The sequence below is a fragment of the Kribbella sp. C-35 genome (assembly GCF_046549195.1).
GTDB lineage: Bacteria > Actinomycetota > Actinomycetes > Propionibacteriales > Kribbellaceae > Kribbella.
The window spans coordinates 469891-488677 of the sequence record NZ_JAJPWG010000004.1; the positions used below are offsets into that span (position 1 = coordinate 469891).

At 67.5% G+C, this 18787-nt stretch carries 21 protein-coding genes; 9 read left to right on the plus strand and 12 right to left on the minus strand.

Going from position 1 to position 18787, the window contains the following annotated elements; translation table 11 throughout:
• Positions 1–19 precede the first annotated feature (19 nt).
• Complete coding sequence (locus ACLJOO_RS28115; RefSeq protein ID WP_410790407.1) at positions 20–145, plus strand: hypothetical protein; 126 nt, start codon at positions 20–22, stop codon at positions 143–145.
• 345 nt (positions 146–490) lie between these two features.
• Here ACLJOO_RS28115 and ACLJOO_RS28120 read toward each other — a convergent pair whose 3' ends face one another.
• Both ACLJOO_RS28120 and ACLJOO_RS28125 read right to left on the minus strand, forming a co-directional pair.
• Complete coding sequence (locus tag ACLJOO_RS28120; RefSeq protein ID WP_410790408.1) at positions 491–1162, minus strand: response regulator; 672 nt, start codon at positions 1160–1162, stop codon at positions 491–493.
• Positions 1159–3084: a histidine kinase gene (locus ACLJOO_RS28125; protein WP_410790409.1), complete on the minus strand. Its 1926-nt coding sequence runs from the start codon at positions 3082–3084 to the stop codon at positions 1159–1161. Before ACLJOO_RS28125 ends, ACLJOO_RS28120 begins: the two co-directional genes overlap by 4 nt.
• A gap of 157 nt (positions 3085–3241) precedes the next feature.
• Here ACLJOO_RS28125 and ACLJOO_RS28130 point away from each other — a divergent pair, with 157 nt between their 5' ends.
• The 3 genes from ACLJOO_RS28130 to ACLJOO_RS28140 are packed head-to-tail and all read left to right on the plus strand — an operon-like array spanning position 3242 to position 4884.
• Positions 3242–3670: a hypothetical protein gene (locus ACLJOO_RS28130; RefSeq protein ID WP_410790410.1), complete on the plus strand. Its 429-nt coding sequence runs from the start codon at positions 3242–3244 to the stop codon at positions 3668–3670.
• A 46-nt stretch (positions 3671–3716) separates the two neighbouring features.
• On the plus strand, positions 3717–4163 hold the full coding sequence (locus ACLJOO_RS28135) for a hypothetical protein (protein ID WP_410790411.1): 447 nt from the start codon (positions 3717–3719) through the stop codon (positions 4161–4163).
• A gap of 7 nt (positions 4164–4170) precedes the next feature.
• On the plus strand, positions 4171–4884 hold the full coding sequence (locus tag ACLJOO_RS28140) for a hypothetical protein (RefSeq protein ID WP_410790412.1): 714 nt from the start codon (positions 4171–4173) through the stop codon (positions 4882–4884).
• Positions 4885–5563: 679 nt separating this feature from the next.
• On the opposite strand, the gene ACLJOO_RS28145 is transcribed toward ACLJOO_RS28140, so the two are convergent.
• From ACLJOO_RS28145 to ACLJOO_RS28155, 3 genes are all read right to left on the minus strand, one after another.
• On the minus strand, positions 5564–6004 hold the full coding sequence (locus ACLJOO_RS28145; protein WP_410790413.1) for a hypothetical protein: 441 nt from the start codon (positions 6002–6004) through the stop codon (positions 5564–5566).
• A 440-nt stretch (positions 6005–6444) separates the two neighbouring features.
• The gene (locus ACLJOO_RS28150; RefSeq protein ID WP_410790414.1) at positions 6445–7245 is read right to left on the minus strand and encodes a maleylpyruvate isomerase N-terminal domain-containing protein; all 801 of its coding nucleotides are present in this window, start codon (positions 7243–7245) and stop codon (positions 6445–6447) included.
• Positions 7242–7856: a TetR/AcrR family transcriptional regulator gene (locus tag ACLJOO_RS28155; protein WP_410790415.1), complete on the minus strand. Its 615-nt coding sequence runs from the start codon at positions 7854–7856 to the stop codon at positions 7242–7244. The genes ACLJOO_RS28150 and ACLJOO_RS28155 overlap by 4 nt, the downstream gene beginning before the upstream one ends.
• Positions 7857–7929: 73 nt before the next feature.
• Here ACLJOO_RS28155 and ACLJOO_RS28160 point away from each other — a divergent pair, with 73 nt between their 5' ends.
• A complete protein-coding gene (locus ACLJOO_RS28160) occupies positions 7930–8718 on the plus strand; it encodes an SDR family NAD(P)-dependent oxidoreductase (RefSeq protein ID WP_410790416.1) in 789 nt (262 codons plus the stop codon).
• Between the two features lie 50 nt (positions 8719–8768).
• Positions 8769–10196: a coniferyl aldehyde dehydrogenase gene (locus tag ACLJOO_RS28165; protein WP_410790417.1), complete on the plus strand. Its 1428-nt coding sequence runs from the start codon at positions 8769–8771 to the stop codon at positions 10194–10196.
• A 176-nt stretch (positions 10197–10372) separates the two neighbouring features.
• On the opposite strand, the gene ACLJOO_RS28170 is transcribed toward ACLJOO_RS28165, so the two are convergent.
• Positions 10373–10561 carry a hypothetical protein gene (locus tag ACLJOO_RS28170; protein ID WP_410790418.1) on the minus strand — a complete coding sequence of 63 codons (189 nt, stop codon included), beginning with the start codon at positions 10559–10561 and terminating at the stop codon, positions 10373–10375.
• Positions 10562–10730: 169 nt separating this feature from the next.
• Here ACLJOO_RS28170 and ACLJOO_RS28175 point away from each other — a divergent pair, with 169 nt between their 5' ends.
• A complete protein-coding gene (locus ACLJOO_RS28175) occupies positions 10731–10895 on the plus strand; it encodes a hypothetical protein (RefSeq protein ID WP_410790419.1) in 165 nt (54 codons plus the stop codon).
• On the opposite strand, the gene ACLJOO_RS28180 is transcribed toward ACLJOO_RS28175, so the two are convergent.
• From ACLJOO_RS28180 to ACLJOO_RS28195, 4 genes are all read right to left on the minus strand, one after another.
• Complete coding sequence (locus ACLJOO_RS28180) at positions 10892–11461, minus strand: aminoglycoside adenylyltransferase domain-containing protein (RefSeq protein WP_410790420.1); 570 nt, start codon at positions 11459–11461, stop codon at positions 10892–10894. The genes ACLJOO_RS28175 and ACLJOO_RS28180 overlap by 4 nt on opposite strands.
• Positions 11404–12405: a hypothetical protein gene (locus ACLJOO_RS28185; RefSeq protein ID WP_410790421.1), complete on the minus strand. Its 1002-nt coding sequence runs from the start codon at positions 12403–12405 to the stop codon at positions 11404–11406. Before ACLJOO_RS28185 ends, ACLJOO_RS28180 begins: the two co-directional genes overlap by 58 nt.
• 484 nt (positions 12406–12889) lie before the next feature.
• A complete protein-coding gene (locus tag ACLJOO_RS28190; protein WP_410790422.1) occupies positions 12890–13222 on the minus strand; it encodes a nuclear transport factor 2 family protein in 333 nt (110 codons plus the stop codon).
• Complete coding sequence (locus ACLJOO_RS28195) at positions 13219–14613, minus strand: MFS transporter (protein ID WP_410790423.1); 1395 nt, start codon at positions 14611–14613, stop codon at positions 13219–13221. Before ACLJOO_RS28195 ends, ACLJOO_RS28190 begins: the two co-directional genes overlap by 4 nt.
• Positions 14614–14701: 88 nt before the next feature.
• Between ACLJOO_RS28195 and ACLJOO_RS28200 the strand changes: the two genes are divergently transcribed.
• Positions 14702–15418, plus strand: a complete 717-nt coding sequence (locus ACLJOO_RS28200) for a TetR/AcrR family transcriptional regulator (protein ID WP_410790424.1) — start codon at positions 14702–14704, stop codon at positions 15416–15418.
• Positions 15419–15437: 19 nt separating this feature from the next.
• Here ACLJOO_RS28200 and ACLJOO_RS28205 read toward each other — a convergent pair whose 3' ends face one another.
• Positions 15438–16052 carry a protein-L-isoaspartate(D-aspartate) O-methyltransferase gene (locus ACLJOO_RS28205; protein ID WP_410790425.1) on the minus strand — a complete coding sequence of 205 codons (615 nt, stop codon included), beginning with the start codon at positions 16050–16052 and terminating at the stop codon, positions 15438–15440.
• 308 nt (positions 16053–16360) lie between these two features.
• Complete coding sequence (gene tal / locus ACLJOO_RS28210) at positions 16361–17494, minus strand: transaldolase (protein ID WP_410790426.1); 1134 nt, start codon at positions 17492–17494, stop codon at positions 16361–16363.
• A gap of 334 nt (positions 17495–17828) precedes the next feature.
• Here tal and ACLJOO_RS28215 point away from each other — a divergent pair, with 334 nt between their 5' ends.
• Positions 17829–18704, plus strand: coding sequence for a universal stress protein (locus ACLJOO_RS28215; RefSeq protein ID WP_410790427.1), 876 nt, complete (start codon positions 17829–17831; stop codon positions 18702–18704).
• Positions 18705–18787 lie beyond the last annotated feature (83 nt).

Below are 18787 nucleotides of genomic sequence, written 5' to 3' on the forward strand. Positions count from 1 at the left end.
GCCGAATCCCGCCCGCAGCATGACTTCGATCGCGAAACTGCTCGGCGTCAGTCCCGGCACGCTCTACAACCACATTCCCGACCTGCGCGAACTGCGTACCAGCGCGACTGCCCGTCAGCTCACCGATGGGAAGGATCAGGCCTGATCACTCGGCACCGCGCTCGCCCGTCGCGGGTCGGGCGGCAGCGCACCGTCTGCCCGACCTGCGGCGCCGTTCCCAGCGATGAGGCCGCGGCCGCGCGGATGCGGGAGGAGTTGCTGACCGTCTGGTGGTCGATCGGTCAAGCGCCGGGCCGGGTGGCCGAAACTCGGCACTGCGGCCACTGCCAGCCGCACACCGTGTTCATCGTGGCCTGTCTGGTGTGCGGGGACGGCCCGATCCTGAGTGGTCAACTCGCTCGGGAGGTCGTCGACGCCGACCCGCAGCAGTTGCCCCAAACCGTAGTCGCATCGCCGCCGAACCGCAGTCGTTCGTGGGCAACGACTGCTCTCAGAACGATCTCGAACCCGGTGGAGGCTGAGGGTCCGGGTGGCCGAGGCCGGCTTCGCGGGCGCGGATGATGGCCTCCGAGCGGCCAGCGACCCGGAGCTTGGCGAAGATCGACGAGGTGTTGTTGTTGACGGTCTTCAGGGACAGGCCGAGCCGGGTGGCGATGGCGGTGTTGGACAGGCCTTGGGCGAGCAGATCGAGCACGCCGCGCTCGCGGGGCGTGAGTTGCGGGAACGGCTCGTGCTCCGGGCGGGGAGCGCTGAAGTAGGACAGCACTCGGCGGGCGACGTCCGGGCCGAAGATGGCCTCGCCGGCGGCGACGGAGGTCACGGCGCGGATGATCTCCTCCTTGGTGGCGCCCTTCACCAGGTAGCCGCGAGCACCGGCCCGCATGGCCGCGAACACCGTCCGGTCGTCATCGCTCATCGTCAGCACCAGCACGGCGACGTCCGGTGCCACCTGGCCGATCTCGGCGGTGGCGGCGAAGCCGTCCACGTCGGGCATCCCGAGGTCCATGATCAGCACGTCCGGGCATTCGGTGACGGCGGCGCGGATGGCCTCCCGGCCGGTACCGGCCTCGGCGACCAACTCGGTGTCGGCGTACGCGTCGAATAGCGTGCGCAGTCCGTCGCGCACCATCGGATGGTCGTCCGCCACGACGATCCGGATCACGGCACACCGCCCAGCGGCAGTACCGCCAGCACCCGACCGCCGTGGCCGGTTGGACCTGCCTCACAGTGGCCGCCGACCTCGGCCACGCGTTCGCGGATCGACTGCAGCCCGACCCCGGGCGTCCAGCTGCCTGCCGAGCCGCCGTCGTCGGTCACGGAAACCCGCAACCGCGTCCCGTCCGTGTGCAGGGACAGGACGGCCTTCTGCGCGCCGGCGTGCCGCACGACGTTAGTGAGCGCCTCGGTCGCGACCCGGTACACCGCCACCTCGACGGCCGCGGGCAGCTCCGGCAGTACGTCAGGGGCGTCGACGGTGAGCGCGAGGTCGCCGAGCTGACCCTGCTGTCGCCGCAGTGCGGCCACCAGCCCAAGCTCGTCCAGGGCGGGAGGGCGCAGGCCGTACACCAGCCGGCGTACGTCCGCAATGGCCTGCCGGAGCTGGCCGGCGAGCTCCGTCGCCAGGCGTTCGGCGCGTATGCCGTCGCTCCGGGCCGCCAGCGCGGTGCCGTCCGCCTTGAGCGCTGCTCCAGTCAGGACGGGACCGAGACTGTCGTGCAGCTCGCGGTGCAGCCGGCGCCGCTCCTCAGCGGTCGCGGTGACGAGTCGGGCCCGGGACGCCTGCAACTGTTCGGACAGCACGGTGGCGTGCAACGCGATCGCCAGCGGATTCGCCAGCAGCTCGAGCACCGCCCGTTCCGCGGCCGGCAACCGTCGTTCGCCCCAGCGCGCGCCGGTAACGAGCTGGCCGATCCGCTCACCGCGGTGCATGAGTGGTACCACGTGCTGCGTGCCGGTCGGCTCTCCGCTGGTGACGATCCGCTGCGGCCCGGCATCGAGCGCGGCGTACGGCAACCGCAGTGCATCCCGCAACCCGCTCAGCACCCCGCCGAGATCCTCGGCCGCCAGGCGCTGCCCGACCGCCGACACCGCCCGGACCGGGTCGTGCCCGACGCCGTACAGCGCCCGATCGACCAGCTTCTGAAGCCGGATCCGAATTGGGTTGAACGCGAGCGCGACGGCGATCGTGGCCAGCACGGGCGCACCACCTCCGCGCAGGGCGCGGTCGAGCAGTGCCACCAACGCGACGTACGCGCCAATCACTGCGCCCGTCAGCAACATGTAGAGCAACGTGCGGGAGACGACGAGCCGAATATCGAACAGGCCGTGCCGCAGGATCGCGACCGTCACCGCGACCGGGATGAGCGGGAAGGCGATGATGAAAACGAGCTCCGAACCCGAGTGGAGCGTGAACGTCCATGGCAGGTTCACCGCAACGGCGAGCAGCACCGATAGTAGGAGCCACAACACTTGCCGACGGGTGATCTCGTCCCCGCGGAGGTACCGCAGCACCACGCTGACGATGGACAGGAACATCACCGCCGGTCCCAGGTAGCCGGCGACCTGCTCGGCCGTGTCATATCCGGGCAGACCCACCAGGTACGCCGTGGCGCCGTGCCGCGGAGACGGTCCCGAGCCCCACGTCTGGAGCAGCGCCACCAGCAGCGTCAGCCACACCAGCCACCGCCACCGCCGGGTCAGCGGTCGTCCGGTCGGGAACACCTGCAGTGCCAGCGGCAGCGCGACGAACAGTCCCCACGGCCAGCTGAGCTGGAACACCGTCACCACCAGCCGCCGTACCGTCATCGGCCCGTGGCCGAGCAATGGCACCATCGCTGCCGTCAGCAGCGGCGCAACCGCCAGCACCAGGAACAGCCACCCGATCGGGTTCCGCGGCCTGGCACGGGCGATCAGCAGTCCGCACGGCGCCGCCGCCAGGCCGATCGCGGTGTTCGTGATGAGGTACGACTCGAGCGCCTCGCGGCCGCTCATCCCGGTCAGCACGGCGCCGCCCACCGCGACCGCGGCGAGCGCTAGCGCCAGGCCGAACAGCCCGCACGTCGCCCACCGCCGCCAGTCCCTCATGCCTGTCATGGTCGCGCGGAGAAGTCCCGGTGGACAGGGTTTTACCTCCCTGATCGTCCGGGCAAAGGCCCCGATCGCGAGGAGACGCCTCACTGCCCACGGGACCGTATGGAGCCGACGATCGACAGCAGAGCGGAACAAGCCATTGGGAGGAATCATGAAAAGCAGGTACTCAGCGCTCGCACTGTCCGCACTCGCGATGGGCGCCGTCGGCCTTACCGCGACCGAAGCGTCGGCGATGCTGAAAAACCCGGAGCCCAGATCCAGCGCAGTGGAGACAAACGACTGGCCGGACGAAGGCTCCGGCTATCCCGGATCCGAGGCCACCAGCCCGCCATGCTACGCGAACCATCCCCAGTGTGAGGTGCCGGCCAACGAGGATCCGGGGCCGGGACCGGCGGGATACAACTACCCGAACCACGACCCGCGGTACGAAGCGGCCCGCACGCCGGCGGAGACAGTGTCCGGCTCGTCGGAGGAGACCTGGGTGAACGTCGCCCGATTCGGCGGGTCCGCGCTGGGCGGGGCCGGTGCCGCGCTCAGTGGCGTGTGGCTGTACCGGCGCCGCCACCTGGCAACGGCCTGACGCCGGCCCGGAATTCACCCCACACCTGAAAGGGGGCCACGGACCGATGCTCGGAATCCTGGTGCTGCCGATCGTCGCACTGGCTCTGGCAGGCGTCCTGGTCGTGGTCGGAAGGCGCGCAGCCAGCGACTACGACCAGGACGCGACTCCCGAGTCCACTGACTGGCTCCGCACGGTGGCCGAGGTGATCTCGGTGTTGCGTACACGCGATCACACGTTCGTGCTCGTCCGCTACCGGGTCGGAACCTCGCTAATCCACAACGACCTGGTCTACTCGCTGACCGGTCCGGCGCCACACGCCGGACAGCGCCTGCGGATCAAATATGACCCGTGGGCGCCCGCACACATCGCGCTCGACTACCAACACAGACAGGCGGGTGACCCAGCCAGTCGGCCGATCACACCCGCCTCGATGCTGCCCCGAACCCCGGACGCCAAGCCCGGAACGGCTGCCGGTTCCCCCGCATGCAAACACCCCGTCAGAACGAGATGAGATCACCATGTCCGCACTCACCACCGATGTTGTCGTTGAGGCACCCGTCCGGTCGCGTCGAGACGTCCGCAGGTTCCAGCGATACGCCGCGGCCGTCGTGCTGCTGATGCCAGCCACACTCGTCGGTATCGGCCGGCTGTTCCAGACCAATGACGACGACACCCGCGCGGCGCTGGACCGGATTGCCCAGCAGCCCGGCCGGCAGTTCACCTTTGCCCTACTTGGCTTCATGGGGTACGTCTTCGTGGTTCCAGCGTTCCTGGCGGCGGCCCGGCTCGCGCGCAGGCGCCGGCCGGTGCTGACCACGGTCGCGCTGAGCGTGAACCTGCTCGCCTACCTGGGCGGCACGGCGATGGTCGGCTTGGACAGCATGTACCTGGCCGGTGCCGAGCTACCCGCCGAACAGCGCGACGCGGCGGCGTCCATGATCGACAAGATGTGGTCGACCGGGCTGTCCGGCGTCAGCACCGGACTGTTCGTGGCGGGGCACGTGATCGGGGCGATCCTGATGGGATTCGCGCTGCGCGGCAGCATCCCGGCCGCCGGATGGCTGGCGATGATCCTGTCCCAGCCTGGGCACGTTGTCGCTTTCGTTGTGCTGCAGAACCCCGTCGCCGACATGGCCGCCTGGCTGCTGATGTCTGCATGCTTCGCCTTCTGCGCCGCCGCCATCCTCCGCACCCCCGACGACGCCTGGGAAGTGCCCCCGCTGACCCGCTGACCCGCGGAAATACGACAGGCGCACACTCCGGCGTGCGTCTGTCTGCGCAGCACAATGGTGACCAGCCGCCACAACGAAGATCAGGACGCCGCGAGGCGGAGACGCCACTGCATCGAGCGCAGCCAATCCGGACTCCTGGCCCACCGCCGGAAACCCGGTCCAGGGTCCCGGAAGGCCTGGATCCCCTCCTGGTCAGCGATCGGCGCGTGAGTATGGGGCTGGCTTGAAGGTCACCGGAACTGGCTGGTCCGCGGCCAGGCTCTGTAGACCGGCGGGCACAGCGCCTTTCCAGTAGACCAGTACCGTCGAACGGTCTTTCAGAATTCGAACGCCGCCCTCCCGGGCTCGCCGGGATGCTCCGCGATCCAATCCGCCAACGCACGCCCAGCCGCCTGAGGCGCCACCTCTTGGGGCGGTAACTCCGCGACGATTGGACCAACTGGGGCTATCGGATCTTTCCCTTGTGCTACCGGTGCCGCAGCATTGGCGGTCGACACGCAGATGATCGTGGCGCCCGCAATGGCAGAAACCAACAGCGCTTTAGATATCTTGGCTCTAGACATCTACCCCACCCCCAACCGTGACGGTAGACCGGTATAGGCCGGATGTGTAGACCTGGAGTGCTGCAGCTCCCTGCAAGCTTGCGATAGCGGCCGGCGGGTATCGAGGGCAGTTCCAATCAGCTTCCGTGGTCGACCTCGTCCGCCGCGGAGCCGAGTGGTTTGGGGTCGATGATGCCGCGGAGGGTGATCGGGATCGCGGTGGCTGCCTTCGATCTGACCTGGTCGAAGGCGTTAGCTGGTGCCTTGGAGCTCAGCGCGATGCTGATACTCGAGTAGTCGGGCTCGCTCCCGACGACAGTCACGATGCCGGGTGCGTTGTTTGCCACCACGGCATCCATCGCTGCATTCAACTCGGCGCGCGAGTACGGAGCTGGCTTGAAGGTCACCGCAACCGGCTGGTCCGCGGCCAGGCTCTGCAGGCCGGTGGGCACAGCGCCTTTCCAGTACACCACCACAGTCGTACGGTCCTTCAGAATTCGAACGCCGCCCTCGCCGGGCTCGCCGGGATGCTCCGCGATCCAATCCGCCAAGGCCCGCCCCGCAGCCTGCGATGCCACCTCCTGCGCTGTCAGGTCGATGCCTGAGTCGCGATCTCGCCTGGCACTTGGCACCTTGGGCTTGCCCATATCGAACCATCTCCCAGAGTTCGCGGTCGGCTCCGCCAGGACGACGCCACCGTCCGCAACACTCGTCGCGCACGACAGGCAAGCGCCAAACAGCACGCTGGCCTGGCACGACACCCGCAACGCAGGCCAGCCAATCATGAAGCACCCCCGCAGAATTGACCTTTCATCTGGGTTGAGTTTGTGTCGTGCATTGTCGCGCAGGGGTGGTTGATCGGCTGGTGCGCGGCACGTGCTCCGTAAAGTGGGTGTTCGGCGACTGGTGCCGGTCCCTAGGTTGGGGCGCTCGTGGCCGGCCGATCAGGCCAGTCCGTCGCGCACCCCCACTGTGCGTTCCGGGGCTGGCTGTGGGGGCGCTTCGCGTGGCCTGCCGATCAGATGACGTTGACGGCGTCCAGGAAGCGGGCGGCGAGCTGGGCGTCGCCGGTGACTGTGACGTCGCTGTCGCGCCAGGACGACCGCTGCGTGCCCCAGTCGGGGAAGGTCAGCGCAGGGGCGCTGATGTGTGCGGCCACCTTGCCGTCGGATGGGGTGAGGACGCCGGCTTCGTCGATCCACCACGTTCCACCGCCGGGTCCGGTGAGAGTCAGGGCGATGCGGGCGTCGAGTCCGTCGACCGGCGCTTGGGCGACTTGATTGCTCAGCACCGCCGTCATCCAGGTCAGCACAGCCCGCATCCGGTCGGCGTCGCTGGCTGGCACCGGCCGGCCCAGTGCCGGGGCCATGTCGTGGCGCAGGTGCGTGTGGTGGTCGAACACCAGCGCTCCACCAATCATGAGGCCGATGGGATAACGTCCCAGTTCCGCGAGGGAGAAGCGCAGTCGCACCGCAGGTGATCGTCTGATCGCGTTGACGAGCGAGATCGCTCGTCGACTCGACTTCTCGTAGTCCGTCATCACCCGCTCACGGGTCCAGCTGCGGCGTCGTTCAACGGGGCCCTCGTTCGAGGCCTCGAGATCCTTGGTTCGCAAGCTCTCCAGAGATGGTGCATAGAAGTTGTGAGCTGTCGCGGCGATATGGCCGACTATGTCGGCGATGCTCCATCCGGCCGCGACACTGGGTGCCCTCCATTCGCCCTCGGTGAGGCTGCGCGTGAAGTCGAGCATCTCGGTACGTTCGGAGCGGAGTGCGGCGACCATGTTCGGCAGATCGACGGCGGGGAGGCGATCGGTCATGTCATCTTCTTCTCTGGTTGTGAGGCTGGACCGCGGATCGCTCGTACGGCGGTGTCGTAGAGGTCGAACTGGTCGGGCTTTCCGCCCAGGCGCATCCACTCTTCTGTTGCTGCCTGCAGGCAGGTGATCGCCGTGGCCGCAATCGCGCGCGCCTCGAGGGCGCGATGCTCGGAGTCGGGCAGTCGCGGCTCGATCAATGGTGAGAGCAGGTCTTGCCACCGAGCCTGTTTCTCGGCATGGCCGGCGCGGAGGCTCTCATTGCCGAACAGCAGCGTGACCATCTCGAGCTGGCGCTCGGCACTCATGTCGATCTCGCCGAGGACCTGGAATGCCGCGCGCAGCGAGGTCCACGGGTCCTCGTCAGCCGGGCGCTCGGCGAAGCGGGCGGCGATCAGTTCGCCCTGTTCGGACAGGCCGCTGAGTGCGAGGTCTTCCTTGTTGCGGAAGTAGTTGAACAAGGTCCGCCGGGAGACACCCGCTGCCGCGGCGACCTCGTCGAGCGTCGTGTCGTCGTACCCCTTGGCAGCGAACAGGTCGACCGCGGTCCGGGCGAGGAGAGAGCGGACCACGGAGCGGGTCTGCTCACGAAGAGGGGTCTGTTTCTGCGTCATGCACCGATGGTACGTCGATTCATTCGATGTATCAATTTGCACTCCGTGCATCATCGTGCCTAGAGTGTATGACATGACCAAGATTGATTACCGCAAACAGACCACCATCGTCACCGGAGCGAGCGCCGGCCTCGGCGCCGAGTTCGCACGCCAGCTCGCCGCTCGTGGGTCCAACCTCGTGCTCGTCGCTCGCCGAGCGGACCGGCTCGAGAGCCTGGCCGACGAACTCACCCGCGCCCACGGCATCACGGTGACCGTCATTGCCCGCGACCTCGGTCAGCCCGACGCCGGACGGGCCCTCCGAGCCGAACTCGAATCCCGCGGCATCCATGCGACGAGCCTGGTGAACAACGCCGGCTTCGGCACCCACGATGCCTTCAAGGACGAGGACGCAGAGCGCCTGCAGAGCATGATCGCGCTCAACGTCGGCGCACTGGTCGACCTGAGCCGGGCCTACATCGATCCGTTGACATCGGCCGGCAACGGCGTACTGATCAACGTCGCGAGCCTGCTCGGTTTTCAGCCGACGCCCTACATGAGCGTGTACGGCGCCACCAAGGCATTCGTGCTCAGCTTCACCGAAGGCCTGTGGGAGGAGTCGCGCAGCACCGGGCTGCGCGTCCTCGCCGTCTGCCCCGGTGCGATGGACACCGAGTTCTTCGACGCCGCCGGTAGCCAGACAGCCGACTACGGCGCGAAACGACTCACCCCTGAGGCCGTCGTCAAGACAGCCCTCGCAACCTTGGACCGCCGTTCCGCACCGCCCTCGGTGATCACCAACGGCCGCCCCGTCGCCCTCGCAAGCAGGCTGCTCCCGCGCCGCCAGGTCGTCCACATCATGGGCCGGATGGCGCGCCGCTAGCAGGCCCTGCCCTTCATCGGCCACACCTAGAACAGCAAAGGAACAACACCATGTCCCTCACAGCGATCACCCCGCAGCGCACAGACGTGGAGCGCTTCAGCGACATCCTCGCTGCGCAACGCGCCGCCTACCTCCGCGACGGGGCGCCGCCATTGGCGACGCGACGAAACGATCTGAAGAAGTTCAAGGCGGCATTGCTCGCACGGCGGAGCGCTATCGAGGAGGCGATCAACACCGACTTCGGCAATCGGTCGCGCCACGAGACAGCGATGATGGAGGTCCTCGGAGTCATCCAGGGCATCGACTACCTGGACCGGAATCTCCGCCGATTCATGCTGCCGACCCGCCGCCACATCGCCCTGCACATGAGTTTCGGCAGCAACCACATCGAATACCAACCACTCGGAGTGGTCGGCGTCATCTCACCGTGGAACTACCCCGTCAACCTGTCGCTGATGCCGGTCGTCACCGCGATCGCCGCCGGCAACCGCGTCATGCTCAAACCGTCGAAGTTCGCCCCCGCAACGAACGCCGTGCTCGCGTCGATGATCAGCGAGATCTTCCCTGAAGAGCAGGTCACCATCGTCAGCGGCGATGGTTCCGCGTTCTCCTCCCTGCCGTTCGATCATCTCGTCTTCACCGGAAGCACCGCCGTCGGACGAGCCGTCATGAAGGCTGCCAGCGAGAACCTCGTCCCCGTCACCCTCGAACTCGGCGGCAAGTCTCCGGCCATCGTCGCCAAAGGACACGTGCAGGACCAGGCCGTATCCGACATCGTCTTCGGGAAGCTTCTCAGCGGCGGGCAGACCTGCATCGCCCCCGACTACGCCCTGGTACACCAATCCGAGATCGACACCTTCATCGACAGCTACGACAGGCTGGTGAAGGTCGCCTATCCCGGCGGTCCGACGAGCAAGGACTACACCTCGATCGTCAACGACCAGCAGCACGCGATCCTCACCGACTTGATCGACGACGCCCGTGCCCACGGTGCACGGATCATCGAGGTCGGACACCGGCCAGGCGAAGCCTCCCGTCGTCCTCACACCCTCGCACCGACCGTCGTGCTCGGCGTCACCGACGACATGCGGATCGCCCACGAGGAGATCTTCGGCCCCATCCTGCCGATCTTCCCCTACCGCGACATCGACGACGCCATCGACTACGTGAACGCACGACCGCGACCGCTCGCGCTCTACTACTTCGGCGACAACGACGCCGACCGGCGCAAAGTACTCGACCATACGACCTCCGGCAACGTCACCATCAACGGCACGATCATGCACGTCGGGCAGGACGAGCTCCCGTTCGGCGGCGTCGGCGCCAGTGGGATGGGCAAATACCACGGGATCGAGGGCTTCCGGACACTCAGCCACTCCAAGGGCATCTTCGTGCAGGGTCGCTGGAACAGCACCCGCCTCGTGCGTGCCCCCTTCGGCAAGACTGCCAATGCCCTCCTCAACTTTCTCCTTCGATGACCGGGCGGGCGGCCACCGTCGACGGCGACGCTTGCCGCCCTGCGCCTTCGCCTGGCAGTTTCCGATCGGGCCAGGGAAGCCCAGCGGCCAAGTCAGGCAGGTCCCATTCCAGCCTCGCCGTTCGAGCGCCACTCGTCCACGACACCTGTCGCGCACTAGGGCCGCGGTCCCGACCGCTACCCGACCTGCCATCTTGCGCCTGTGGCGATGGGCCGGACACAATTCACCCCAACAGAATTGACCTTGATCCAGTCCCGGCGGCCTGGCTGGTATCTGGTCGAGGCACCCTTGACCACGAGACCCTCGACGCCGCTGGACTTGAACACGTCCAGCCATTCGCGGGCCTCATCGACGTCGTCCGTCACCGGTGAGACCTGCAGCGGAGGACTCTTATCCGGACTAGAGGATGTCTGTGGATCCGAGGGTTAGGGTTCGCGGTGGCACAACCCCGGCCAGCAGGTCGCAATCGAACTTGCACGGACGAGAGAACCGAGAACCGGTCCGTGTGCCGCGCTGAGCAAGACCAGTCTCGCGATGGCCGTCGAGGCGACCGACGACGCTCCGTTGATTGAGTTTCGGATTGCGACTCGCACCGCCTCGGAGATCGACCGCGAGCATCTGCTGCCCCCGCTCGGCGCGACATCGCAGGGCGACCGAGCGCATCACCTCCCCGTCGCGAACCAGATGGATGGTCATTAGGCGTTGGTCGGGGTCACAGGCCTGCCGGTGGCGGTCTCCACTACGTGCGCCAGGAAATCCCGGACGTCCGCGAGTAGATCGGCCTGGTCGGCGTAGCCGGAAGTGCCGGTGGCGTCGCGCAGGCGTAGGCCCTCGGTCAGTACCCGGTGCCAGCGTTCGTCGCAGTGGGTCAGTGCCCAGTGGCCGGCGCGGGATTTCGCGGTCATCTCGCCGGTGACCAGGAGGTGGTGCAGGCGCACGGAGGCGAGGATGCAGTGCGTGAGCAGATAGTCGCGTTCGCGCTGATCCGTTGGGAGGTCGGCAGGGGTTGCCCGGGCCAGGCCTTCGGCGTTGCGGCGCCAGTAGGTGTTGAGGTTGTCCACGGTGTAGTCATGCAGCGCCTGCTTGTCGGTCCAGATCTGAAGAGTGGATAGCTCTGGGCCCGTGATCGTGATCCCGGCTTGGGCCAGTTCGTGCCAGGTGATCATCCGCGACGGCGAGGCGAGAATCTCGAGTTTCCTGGTGGAGATCACCTCCGGCGCCGGCGGCAGCGTGCGCGGGTCGCACGCCAGGTCAGCAGCGAGCACGTGCGGCCCGTCGAACCGGATCGAGGAGTACGCCACCATCTGCGCGTGGACGCCCCGCAGCGCCTCCACCTCCGCCGGCACCGGCCGGTGGCGAGCGTGGCGAGGAAGTCGACGTCGGACTCCCGCGGCGCCCACTCGCCGAAGACCACCCCGCCATGGAGATAGAGCCCGGTCAGCAGCCCCGTGGGCAGTTCCTGCTCGGCCAGCAACTGGAAGTGGTCGCACAGGTCCTGGACGGGGGTGTTGGTCAGCGTCGCCCCGAGCACGTTGAGCGGGCCACCGATGTGAGCGTTCCACAGCCGCACCGCCCCGGCCTCGCTGACCCCTGTCACTGTGAGGTTGTGCCAGTGCACCTGCTGGTCGACGCTCAGCCCGTCGGCGATCAAGCCGGCACCCGACCGGTTAGTCAGCCGGGCCCCGACTGCATCCAACCATCCGCCGACATGCGCTCCCGACAACCGCACTGCACCGGACTCGCCGCCAGCGACGCCGCTGAGCTCCTTGAGGGACACGTGTTGGTCGACCCGCAGACCGTCTGCGGTCAGAACAGGGCCCGAGTCATTGGTCAGCGTCGCGCCTGAGACGTTCAGTTGGCCGCCTACTCGCGCACCTGCCAGCCGGATCTCGCCCGTCGCAGTGAACCCCGAATCGCAGATCAGGTCGCGGCCGACATGCAGACCGTCACCGTGAAACGCATGCGCGGTGTGGCTGCTGAAGATACTGCCACCGCAGCTGAGTGAGCCACTGATATCCGCACCGAGCAGGATCAAGCCACCAGTGATCGTGGTACGTCCGATCCACATGCTTTGGTCAACCACGATCAGGTCCGCGTTCAGCGCGGCGCCGTCCTCATTGATGAAGGTCGCCTCGTCGCAGTTCAGGGTTCCGCCGATGTGTGCACCGATCAGGCTGACTTCGCCGTCGGCGAGGAAGCCGTCGTTCAAGCGGAGATCCCCGCGGGTGTCCAGGGCGTGGGCGTCGAGGCCGGGCAGATGGCAGCCGGGGAGGCCACCCGACGAGCCGACGGCCGAAGCTCAAGCGTTCCAACCACCCTGACCGGTCGTCGGCCATCAGCCCTCCCATTCAGCAGCCCACGCAATCACCCCTCGCGGACTCAACGAAACGTAACCGTAGCCGCTGCCTACCTCAGCAAGATCCGCGAACTGAACCCGGATCTGGAGTCGTTCGCAAACGAAACGTCGTGACGAGATCACCAGATCGACCAGCCTCCGTCGACGCGGAACTCAGCGCCGGTGATGAATGCTGCTCCGTCGCCGGGGGGATCTGCTGTTCGGCCGCTGAACGGCGCACGTCCTGTGGGCGCTCACTCCTGTGGGCACTCACCCACCACGGCAAACCGCGGCTCGGTGATCTCGGTGCTCAGCGGTTGACGATCACGGCGACGGTACTGAGGAACGGGGGCGGTGATCATGCGAAGAACCCGACGACGGTGCGGATGCGGGCACCGTCGAATTCCACGACGTCGTACCCGGAGGCCGCTGTGCCGAGCCGCCAGGTGAACAAGGCCCGGTCGTGGTGCTCGCCGATGACGGTGTCGAGGGTGAAACGCAGGTCGCCGAACGACTGCTGGGCACGGCCGATCGCGTCCGACAGTTCGGCGTACCCCTGCAGGCCGGCATAGTCGGGATCGCTGTAGACGGAGTCCTCGGTCAGCACGGCCTTCATCAGGGAGTCCCGCACCGCGGCGTCCTGCTCGTTCCAGATGTCGAGGTAGCCGTTGATGACGTCGATGTTGCTCACTTGCTTACTCCTTCGAGATTGATGGGTTCCTCGGCCTTGGTAAGGGACCTGGAGGGATTCAGGGCGAGGGCGATCAGACCGCCGGCGACGGTGATCGCCGCGGCCGTCCAGCCGGCGACATGGAGCCCCCGCAGGAGGTTGGACGATCCGGTGATAATGGCAACGAAGACTGCGAGGCCGAGCGCGCCTCCGACTTCTTTCGCCGTGCTGGCGACTCCGGAAGCGACGCCCTGTTGGTGAGCCACGACGCCCGCGCCCGCCGACGCGAAGAGGGTCACGAAGGCGACTCCGCCGAAGAAGCCCCAGACGACACTGCCGGGCAGCAACGTCCAGAAGCCTCCGCCTGGTGTAGCACCGAGAACCATGGCCGCGATACCGACACCGGTGCCGATCGTGGACACGGCGAGCGTGGTGCGGATTCCCCAGCGATTCAGTAGCGGCGGCGCGAATTTGACTGCCGCCACCATGCAGACAAGCGTGAGCGGCAAGAACGTCAGGCCCGCTTCGAGCGAGCTGTAGCCGAGCACAGGCTGCAGGTACGACGTCAGGACGTAGTAGCCGCCGCCGAGCGTGGCCTGGAAGATCGCGATCACGATCATGGTGGTGGCCAGGTTGCGCCCCCTGACCAGCCGCAGCGGGATCAACGGATCACGGGTACGGGCCTCCACGGCCAGGAGCACCGCGAGCAGTACGACACCGAGGCCTAGCGCCCCAGCTCCTCGCAGTGACACCCACCCGGACTCCGGGCCGGCCGCCAGCCCGAGCACCAGCAACGCCGAACTCGCGGTAGCGAGCAGCGCACCCGGTACGTCGAACCCGCCCGGCGTCCGACTGGGATCAGCGGGCAGCAACCGCTGCGCAGCCAGCACACACAAGAGAGCCAGCGGCACGTTGACGAAGAACACCCACTGCCAGCCGAGATAGTTGGTGAGCACACCACCGAGAAGTGATCCGGCCGCGAGCCCGGCGCTCCCGGCGAGGCCCCACGCACCCAGCGCGCGGTTCCGCGCGGGCCCTTCGGCGAATCCTCGGTAGATCAGCGCGAGCGTGGCCGGCGTCAGCAACGCGCCGCCGACACCCTGGACCGCACGAGCCGCGACAAGGAGTCCGGCGGTGGACGCCAGCCCTCCCACCAGCGACGCGACGCCATACAAGGCCAGCCCGGTCGTGAACAGCCGGCGTGGACCGAGCCGGTCCACCGCTCGCCCTCCGAACAGGAGCAGTCCGCCGAGCCCGACGGCGTACGCGCTGACCACCCATTGCACGGACTGCGCCGTGAAACCCAACGCTTGCCCGATGTCGGGCAGTGCCACATAGACGATGTTGTAGTCGAGAGCCACGATCAGCTGGGTCAGGGCCAGCAATCCGAGGCGAAGTCTTTCTGTTCTCACGAACCCTGCCTCTATATGCCGTGCATTTACTACACGGCGTTCAGTGTTTGTACGGCGTACATTACCCCAACGCTGTAGAGTGTCAAACGTGAACGACCGGACTGTGAGCCGCCGGGCTCGGCTGCGTGCGGATGCCAGCGCCGAGATCAAAGGGATCGCGATGCGGCTGCTGGCCGAGGGTGGTCCGGATGCCATCTCGCTGCGTGCCATCGCCCGCGAGATGGGCATGACGGCAGGTGCGATCTACAGCTACTTCGCGACCCGCGACGAGCTGATCACCACGCTGATCGGCGATGTCTACACGGGGGTCGTGGACGCGGCCGAGGCCGCGCGCGACGCCGTACCGGAGTCCGATCCCGGCGGCCGGATCCTGGCCTGGGCGCACGCCATCCGCGACTGGGCGGTCGCCGATCCCGAGGGCTTCCGGCTGATCTACGGCGACCCCGTTCCCGGATACCAGCCGCCGGACGACAGCCCCGGCAAGGACGCCGAACTCCGCGCCTGCACCGGCCTCGTCGGGCTCGTCGCCGCCTCCTGGCCCACCGCTCAGGCACACCAGCCCACGGACCGCACCTACAGCTGGACAGACTTCGACCCCGCTCTGGTCGCCCACGTCCGCGAAGACTTCCCCGACCTACCACCCGTCGGGATCGCCCTCACCCTCCGAGTCTGGGGCCGCATCCACGGCCTGCTCGCCCTGGAGATCTACGGCCACCTACGCGCCCTGATCCACTCCCCCGCCGCCGTCTACCACGACGAACTCCAAGACCTCCTCCACTCCCTTGGGCTGCAGCGCGCTGGATGAGACCGACGGGCGGGGATACCTATTGGAGAGTTTCCTCCTCGAAGTCGTCTGGTCCGGTACGCCGGATGCGTACGAGCTTCTGGATGCCGTCAGGCGCGCCGACCGGTACGACCAGGCGACCGCCCACCACTAACTGCCCACGCAGACGCTCCGGCACGACATCGGTCGCGGACGGCACCACGATCGCGTCGTACGGCGCGTAGTCCGGCCAGCCGTAGCGTCCGTCGGCGTGGTGCACCATGACGTTGTGTACGCCGTGCGACACGAGACGCTCACGTGCTGCGGAGGCCAGCTCGCCGTGCCGCTCGACCGTGAAGACCTCGGCCGCGAGCTCGGCGAGAACGGCTGCCGCATACCCAGAGCCCGTGCCGATCTCCAGCACACGATCACGTGCATCCAGCTGCAAGGCCTGTGTCGTGAGCGCTACGACGTACGGTGGCGAGATCGTTTGCCCCACGCCGATCGGCAGCGCGGCATCCCGGTACGCGAATTCGGCGACCTCCGCCGGAACGAACGCCTCGCGCGGCACCCCGCCGATCGCCGCCAACACAGCAGGATCGGTCACACCCCGCGCCGCGATCGACTCGACCAGTCGCGAACGTTCTCGACTGCGGCTGCTCAAGATAGATGTCACCACTCCACCTCACTGCCTTCGTGCGCGCATGCAACGCGACCTGATGGGTACTGAGCGCACAGCGCCGCCTGACCAGTTGCCGATCGACAGGAGGCACCGATGCTTGCCATGGTCATCGATCCGGAGACTATTCCACCGACGCCCCCTGCGCCGCCGGATCCGAACGAGCCGCCGGCCCCCGCCCCGACCCGGCCGGAGCCGAGCGACCCACCGGAGCCGACCGAGCCACCGGAGCCGACCGAGCCACCGCCGCCACCCACCGAGCCCGCACCCATCTGACACTTCTCCACTGCCATCGCCGTCGCTGATCAATCTGGGCGGATCATCGGATTGACCGGTCGGCCCGCTGCGAGCGCGTCCTCGACGGTCTTCAGGAGCTCCGTCCACGACTGCTCGAACTTCTCGACCCCTTCGTCCTCGAGCACCTCGACCACGTCGTCGTACGAGACACCGGCTTGATCCAGGTCCGCCATCACCGCCCGTGCCTCGTCGTATCCGCCCCGCACGGTGTCACCGCTCACCTCGCCGTGATCGGCGAAGGCATCGATGGTTGCCTGAGGCATCGTATTGACAACGCCGGCGGTCACCAACTGATCGACGTACCTCGTGTCCGAGTACGCCGGATCCTTGGTGCCGGTCGATGCCCACAACGGCCGCTGCGGTCTGGCCCCGGCGGCCGCGAGCTCTCCCCATCGGCTCGACCCGAAGACGTTCTCATAGGTCTCGAACGCCAACCGGGCATTGGCAATCGCTGCCTTGCCCCGCAGTTCCCGGACCGCGGGCGAGCCCAGCGAGTCCAGCCTCTGATCCACCTCGGTGTCGACGCGACTCACGAAGAAGGACGCAACACTGCCTATCCGCGAGAGATCCAGGCCGCGTTCAGCGGCCCAGGCGACACCCTCGAGGAAGGCATCCATGACCGCGCGGTACCGACGCAACGAGAAGATCAGCGTCACATTCACGCTGATCCCCTCGGACAGCGCCATCGTGATCGCCGGCAGGCCCTGCGCAGTCGCGGGGATCTTGACGAACAGGTTCTCCCGATCGACGGTCCGCCACAGGTCCCTTGCCTCGGCGACCGTCGCGCCGGTATCGCGAGCCAACCGCGGGTCGACCTCGATCGACACGCGCCCATCTACGCCGTCCGTGGCGTCGTACACCGGCCTCAGCACGTCACACGCACCGCGGACATCGTCGGTCGTGATAGCTCGGACCGCGTCCTCCAGCGGCGTTCCGGCGGCCGCCAACGTGCCGATCTGATCCGCGTAGTCGGCCGCCTGCGACGCAATGGCCTTCGCGAAGATCGTCGGGTTCGAGGTCACACCGGCCAGGTGCTCGTCCGCGACCATCTTGGCCAGCGTGCCATTGGTCAGCCGACCGCGAGACAGGTCGTCCAGCCAGATCGACACACCGGCATCGCTGAGCGCCTTCAGTCGATCCATCGCTACATCACCAGATCCGGCATGCACAGACTCGTCCCTATGCGCCGGGTTCCCCCTTCGGACGAGAACCAAACAACAGTCACATCCGACCGCGCTACACGCATGGTCCGCGCACCGACGAGTCTCACCACCACGCACGGTACGGCGTAGTGGTGCTGATCGAGACGACATCACCAGAGGTGATCAATTCCCCCGGTAACCTCCCTGGCGTCCGACACCACCCAGACCTCCCCACCGCGCTCCGCACCCACGGCATCAGCGCCTGCCAGTCGCCCTGGCCCATCTGGCCGGGGTGGAGGAGAGTTGAAGTACCGCATCGGCACGAGGAGGAACGATGTCGTTGCAACCTGCCCCGATCGTCGCCGGGTATGACCGCTCCCCCGCCAGCCTGGCCGCCGTGCACTGGGCCGCCGCCGAGGCCGAGCGGCTGCACGCCGCGCTGCGCATCGTCGAGGCGTTCGAGTTGATCATCGCCACCCAACCGGGTCCAGGCACGACGGTTCCGCTGGCGGCACTCAGGCCTGCTCGCGAGCGAGGCCTCAGCGGACTGGAGTACGCATTGCGCGCCCAGCACCCCGATCTCCTGGTCGACACCGCTCTGGTCGAGGGAGCGCCCGCACAAGAGTTGACCGAGGAGTCGGCGCATGCGCGGCTCATCGTCCTCGGCTCCCGTGGATTCGGCGGATGGACCGGGATGCTGGTGGGCTCGGTCGCGGTGCAGGTGAGCAGCCACGCCCAGTGCCCAGTGGTCGTCGTGCCGTCCGAGATCCGGCCGCGCGCACACGAGAAGCCGACGGTGATCGTGGGCGTCGACGGCTCGAAGGTATCCGCCCAGGCGATCGACTTCGCGTTCGACCAGGCCGAGGCGATCGGCGCCAAGGTCGTCGCGGTCCATGCCTGGACTACCCCTTACCTCACCTACGCCGACGGGGAGTCCATGCTGCAGTTCGACGACGAGGACGCGAAGGAGTCCGCCCGCCTGTTGGTCGCGGAGTCGTTGGCTGGTGCGCTTGCGGACCATCCGGACGTCGAGTGCGAGACGCGGCTCATCAACGGTCACGCGGCACGGGCGATTCTGCTGGCCGCCGAGTACGCCGATCTCACGGTGGTCGGATCGCGTGGTCGCGGTGGCTTCACCGGCCTTCTGCTGGGCTCCGTCAGCCAGCACGTCCTGCATCACGCGCACTGCGCGGTCGCCATCGTCCGCTGACGAACTCGGCGGGGAGATGTTGAGACGCAAACCGAACGGCGAACCCTTCCTGAGCAGCCGACCGCCGTACTGCGCGCGACCCT

Coding starts and splice junctions, on each gene's coding strand:
- ACLJOO_RS28115 (WP_410790407.1), top strand. CDS start 20: ATGACTTCGATCGCGAAACTGCTCGGCGTCAGTCCCGGCACGCTCTAC.
- ACLJOO_RS28125 (WP_410790409.1), bottom strand. CDS start 3,084: ATGAGGGACTGGCGGCGGTGGGCGACGTGCGGGCTGTTCGGCCTGGCG.
- ACLJOO_RS28130 (WP_410790410.1), top strand. CDS start 3,242: ATGAAAAGCAGGTACTCAGCGCTCGCACTGTCCGCACTCGCGATGGGC.
- ACLJOO_RS28135 (WP_410790411.1), top strand. CDS start 3,717: ATGCTCGGAATCCTGGTGCTGCCGATCGTCGCACTGGCTCTGGCAGGC.
- ACLJOO_RS28140 (WP_410790412.1), top strand. CDS start 4,171: ATGTCCGCACTCACCACCGATGTTGTCGTTGAGGCACCCGTCCGGTCG.
- ACLJOO_RS28150 (WP_410790414.1), bottom strand. CDS start 7,245: ATGACCGATCGCCTCCCCGCCGTCGATCTGCCGAACATGGTCGCCGCA.
- ACLJOO_RS28155 (WP_410790415.1), bottom strand. CDS start 7,856: ATGACGCAGAAACAGACCCCTCTTCGTGAGCAGACCCGCTCCGTGGTC.
- ACLJOO_RS28160 (WP_410790416.1), top strand. CDS start 7,930: ATGACCAAGATTGATTACCGCAAACAGACCACCATCGTCACCGGAGCG.
- ACLJOO_RS28165 (WP_410790417.1), top strand. CDS start 8,769: ATGTCCCTCACAGCGATCACCCCGCAGCGCACAGACGTGGAGCGCTTC.
- ACLJOO_RS28175 (WP_410790419.1), top strand. CDS start 10,731: ATGGCCGTCGAGGCGACCGACGACGCTCCGTTGATTGAGTTTCGGATT.
- tal (WP_410790426.1), bottom strand. CDS start 17,494: ATGGATCGACTGAAGGCGCTCAGCGATGCCGGTGTGTCGATCTGGCTG.
- ACLJOO_RS28215 (WP_410790427.1), top strand. CDS start 17,829: ATGTCGTTGCAACCTGCCCCGATCGTCGCCGGGTATGACCGCTCCCCC.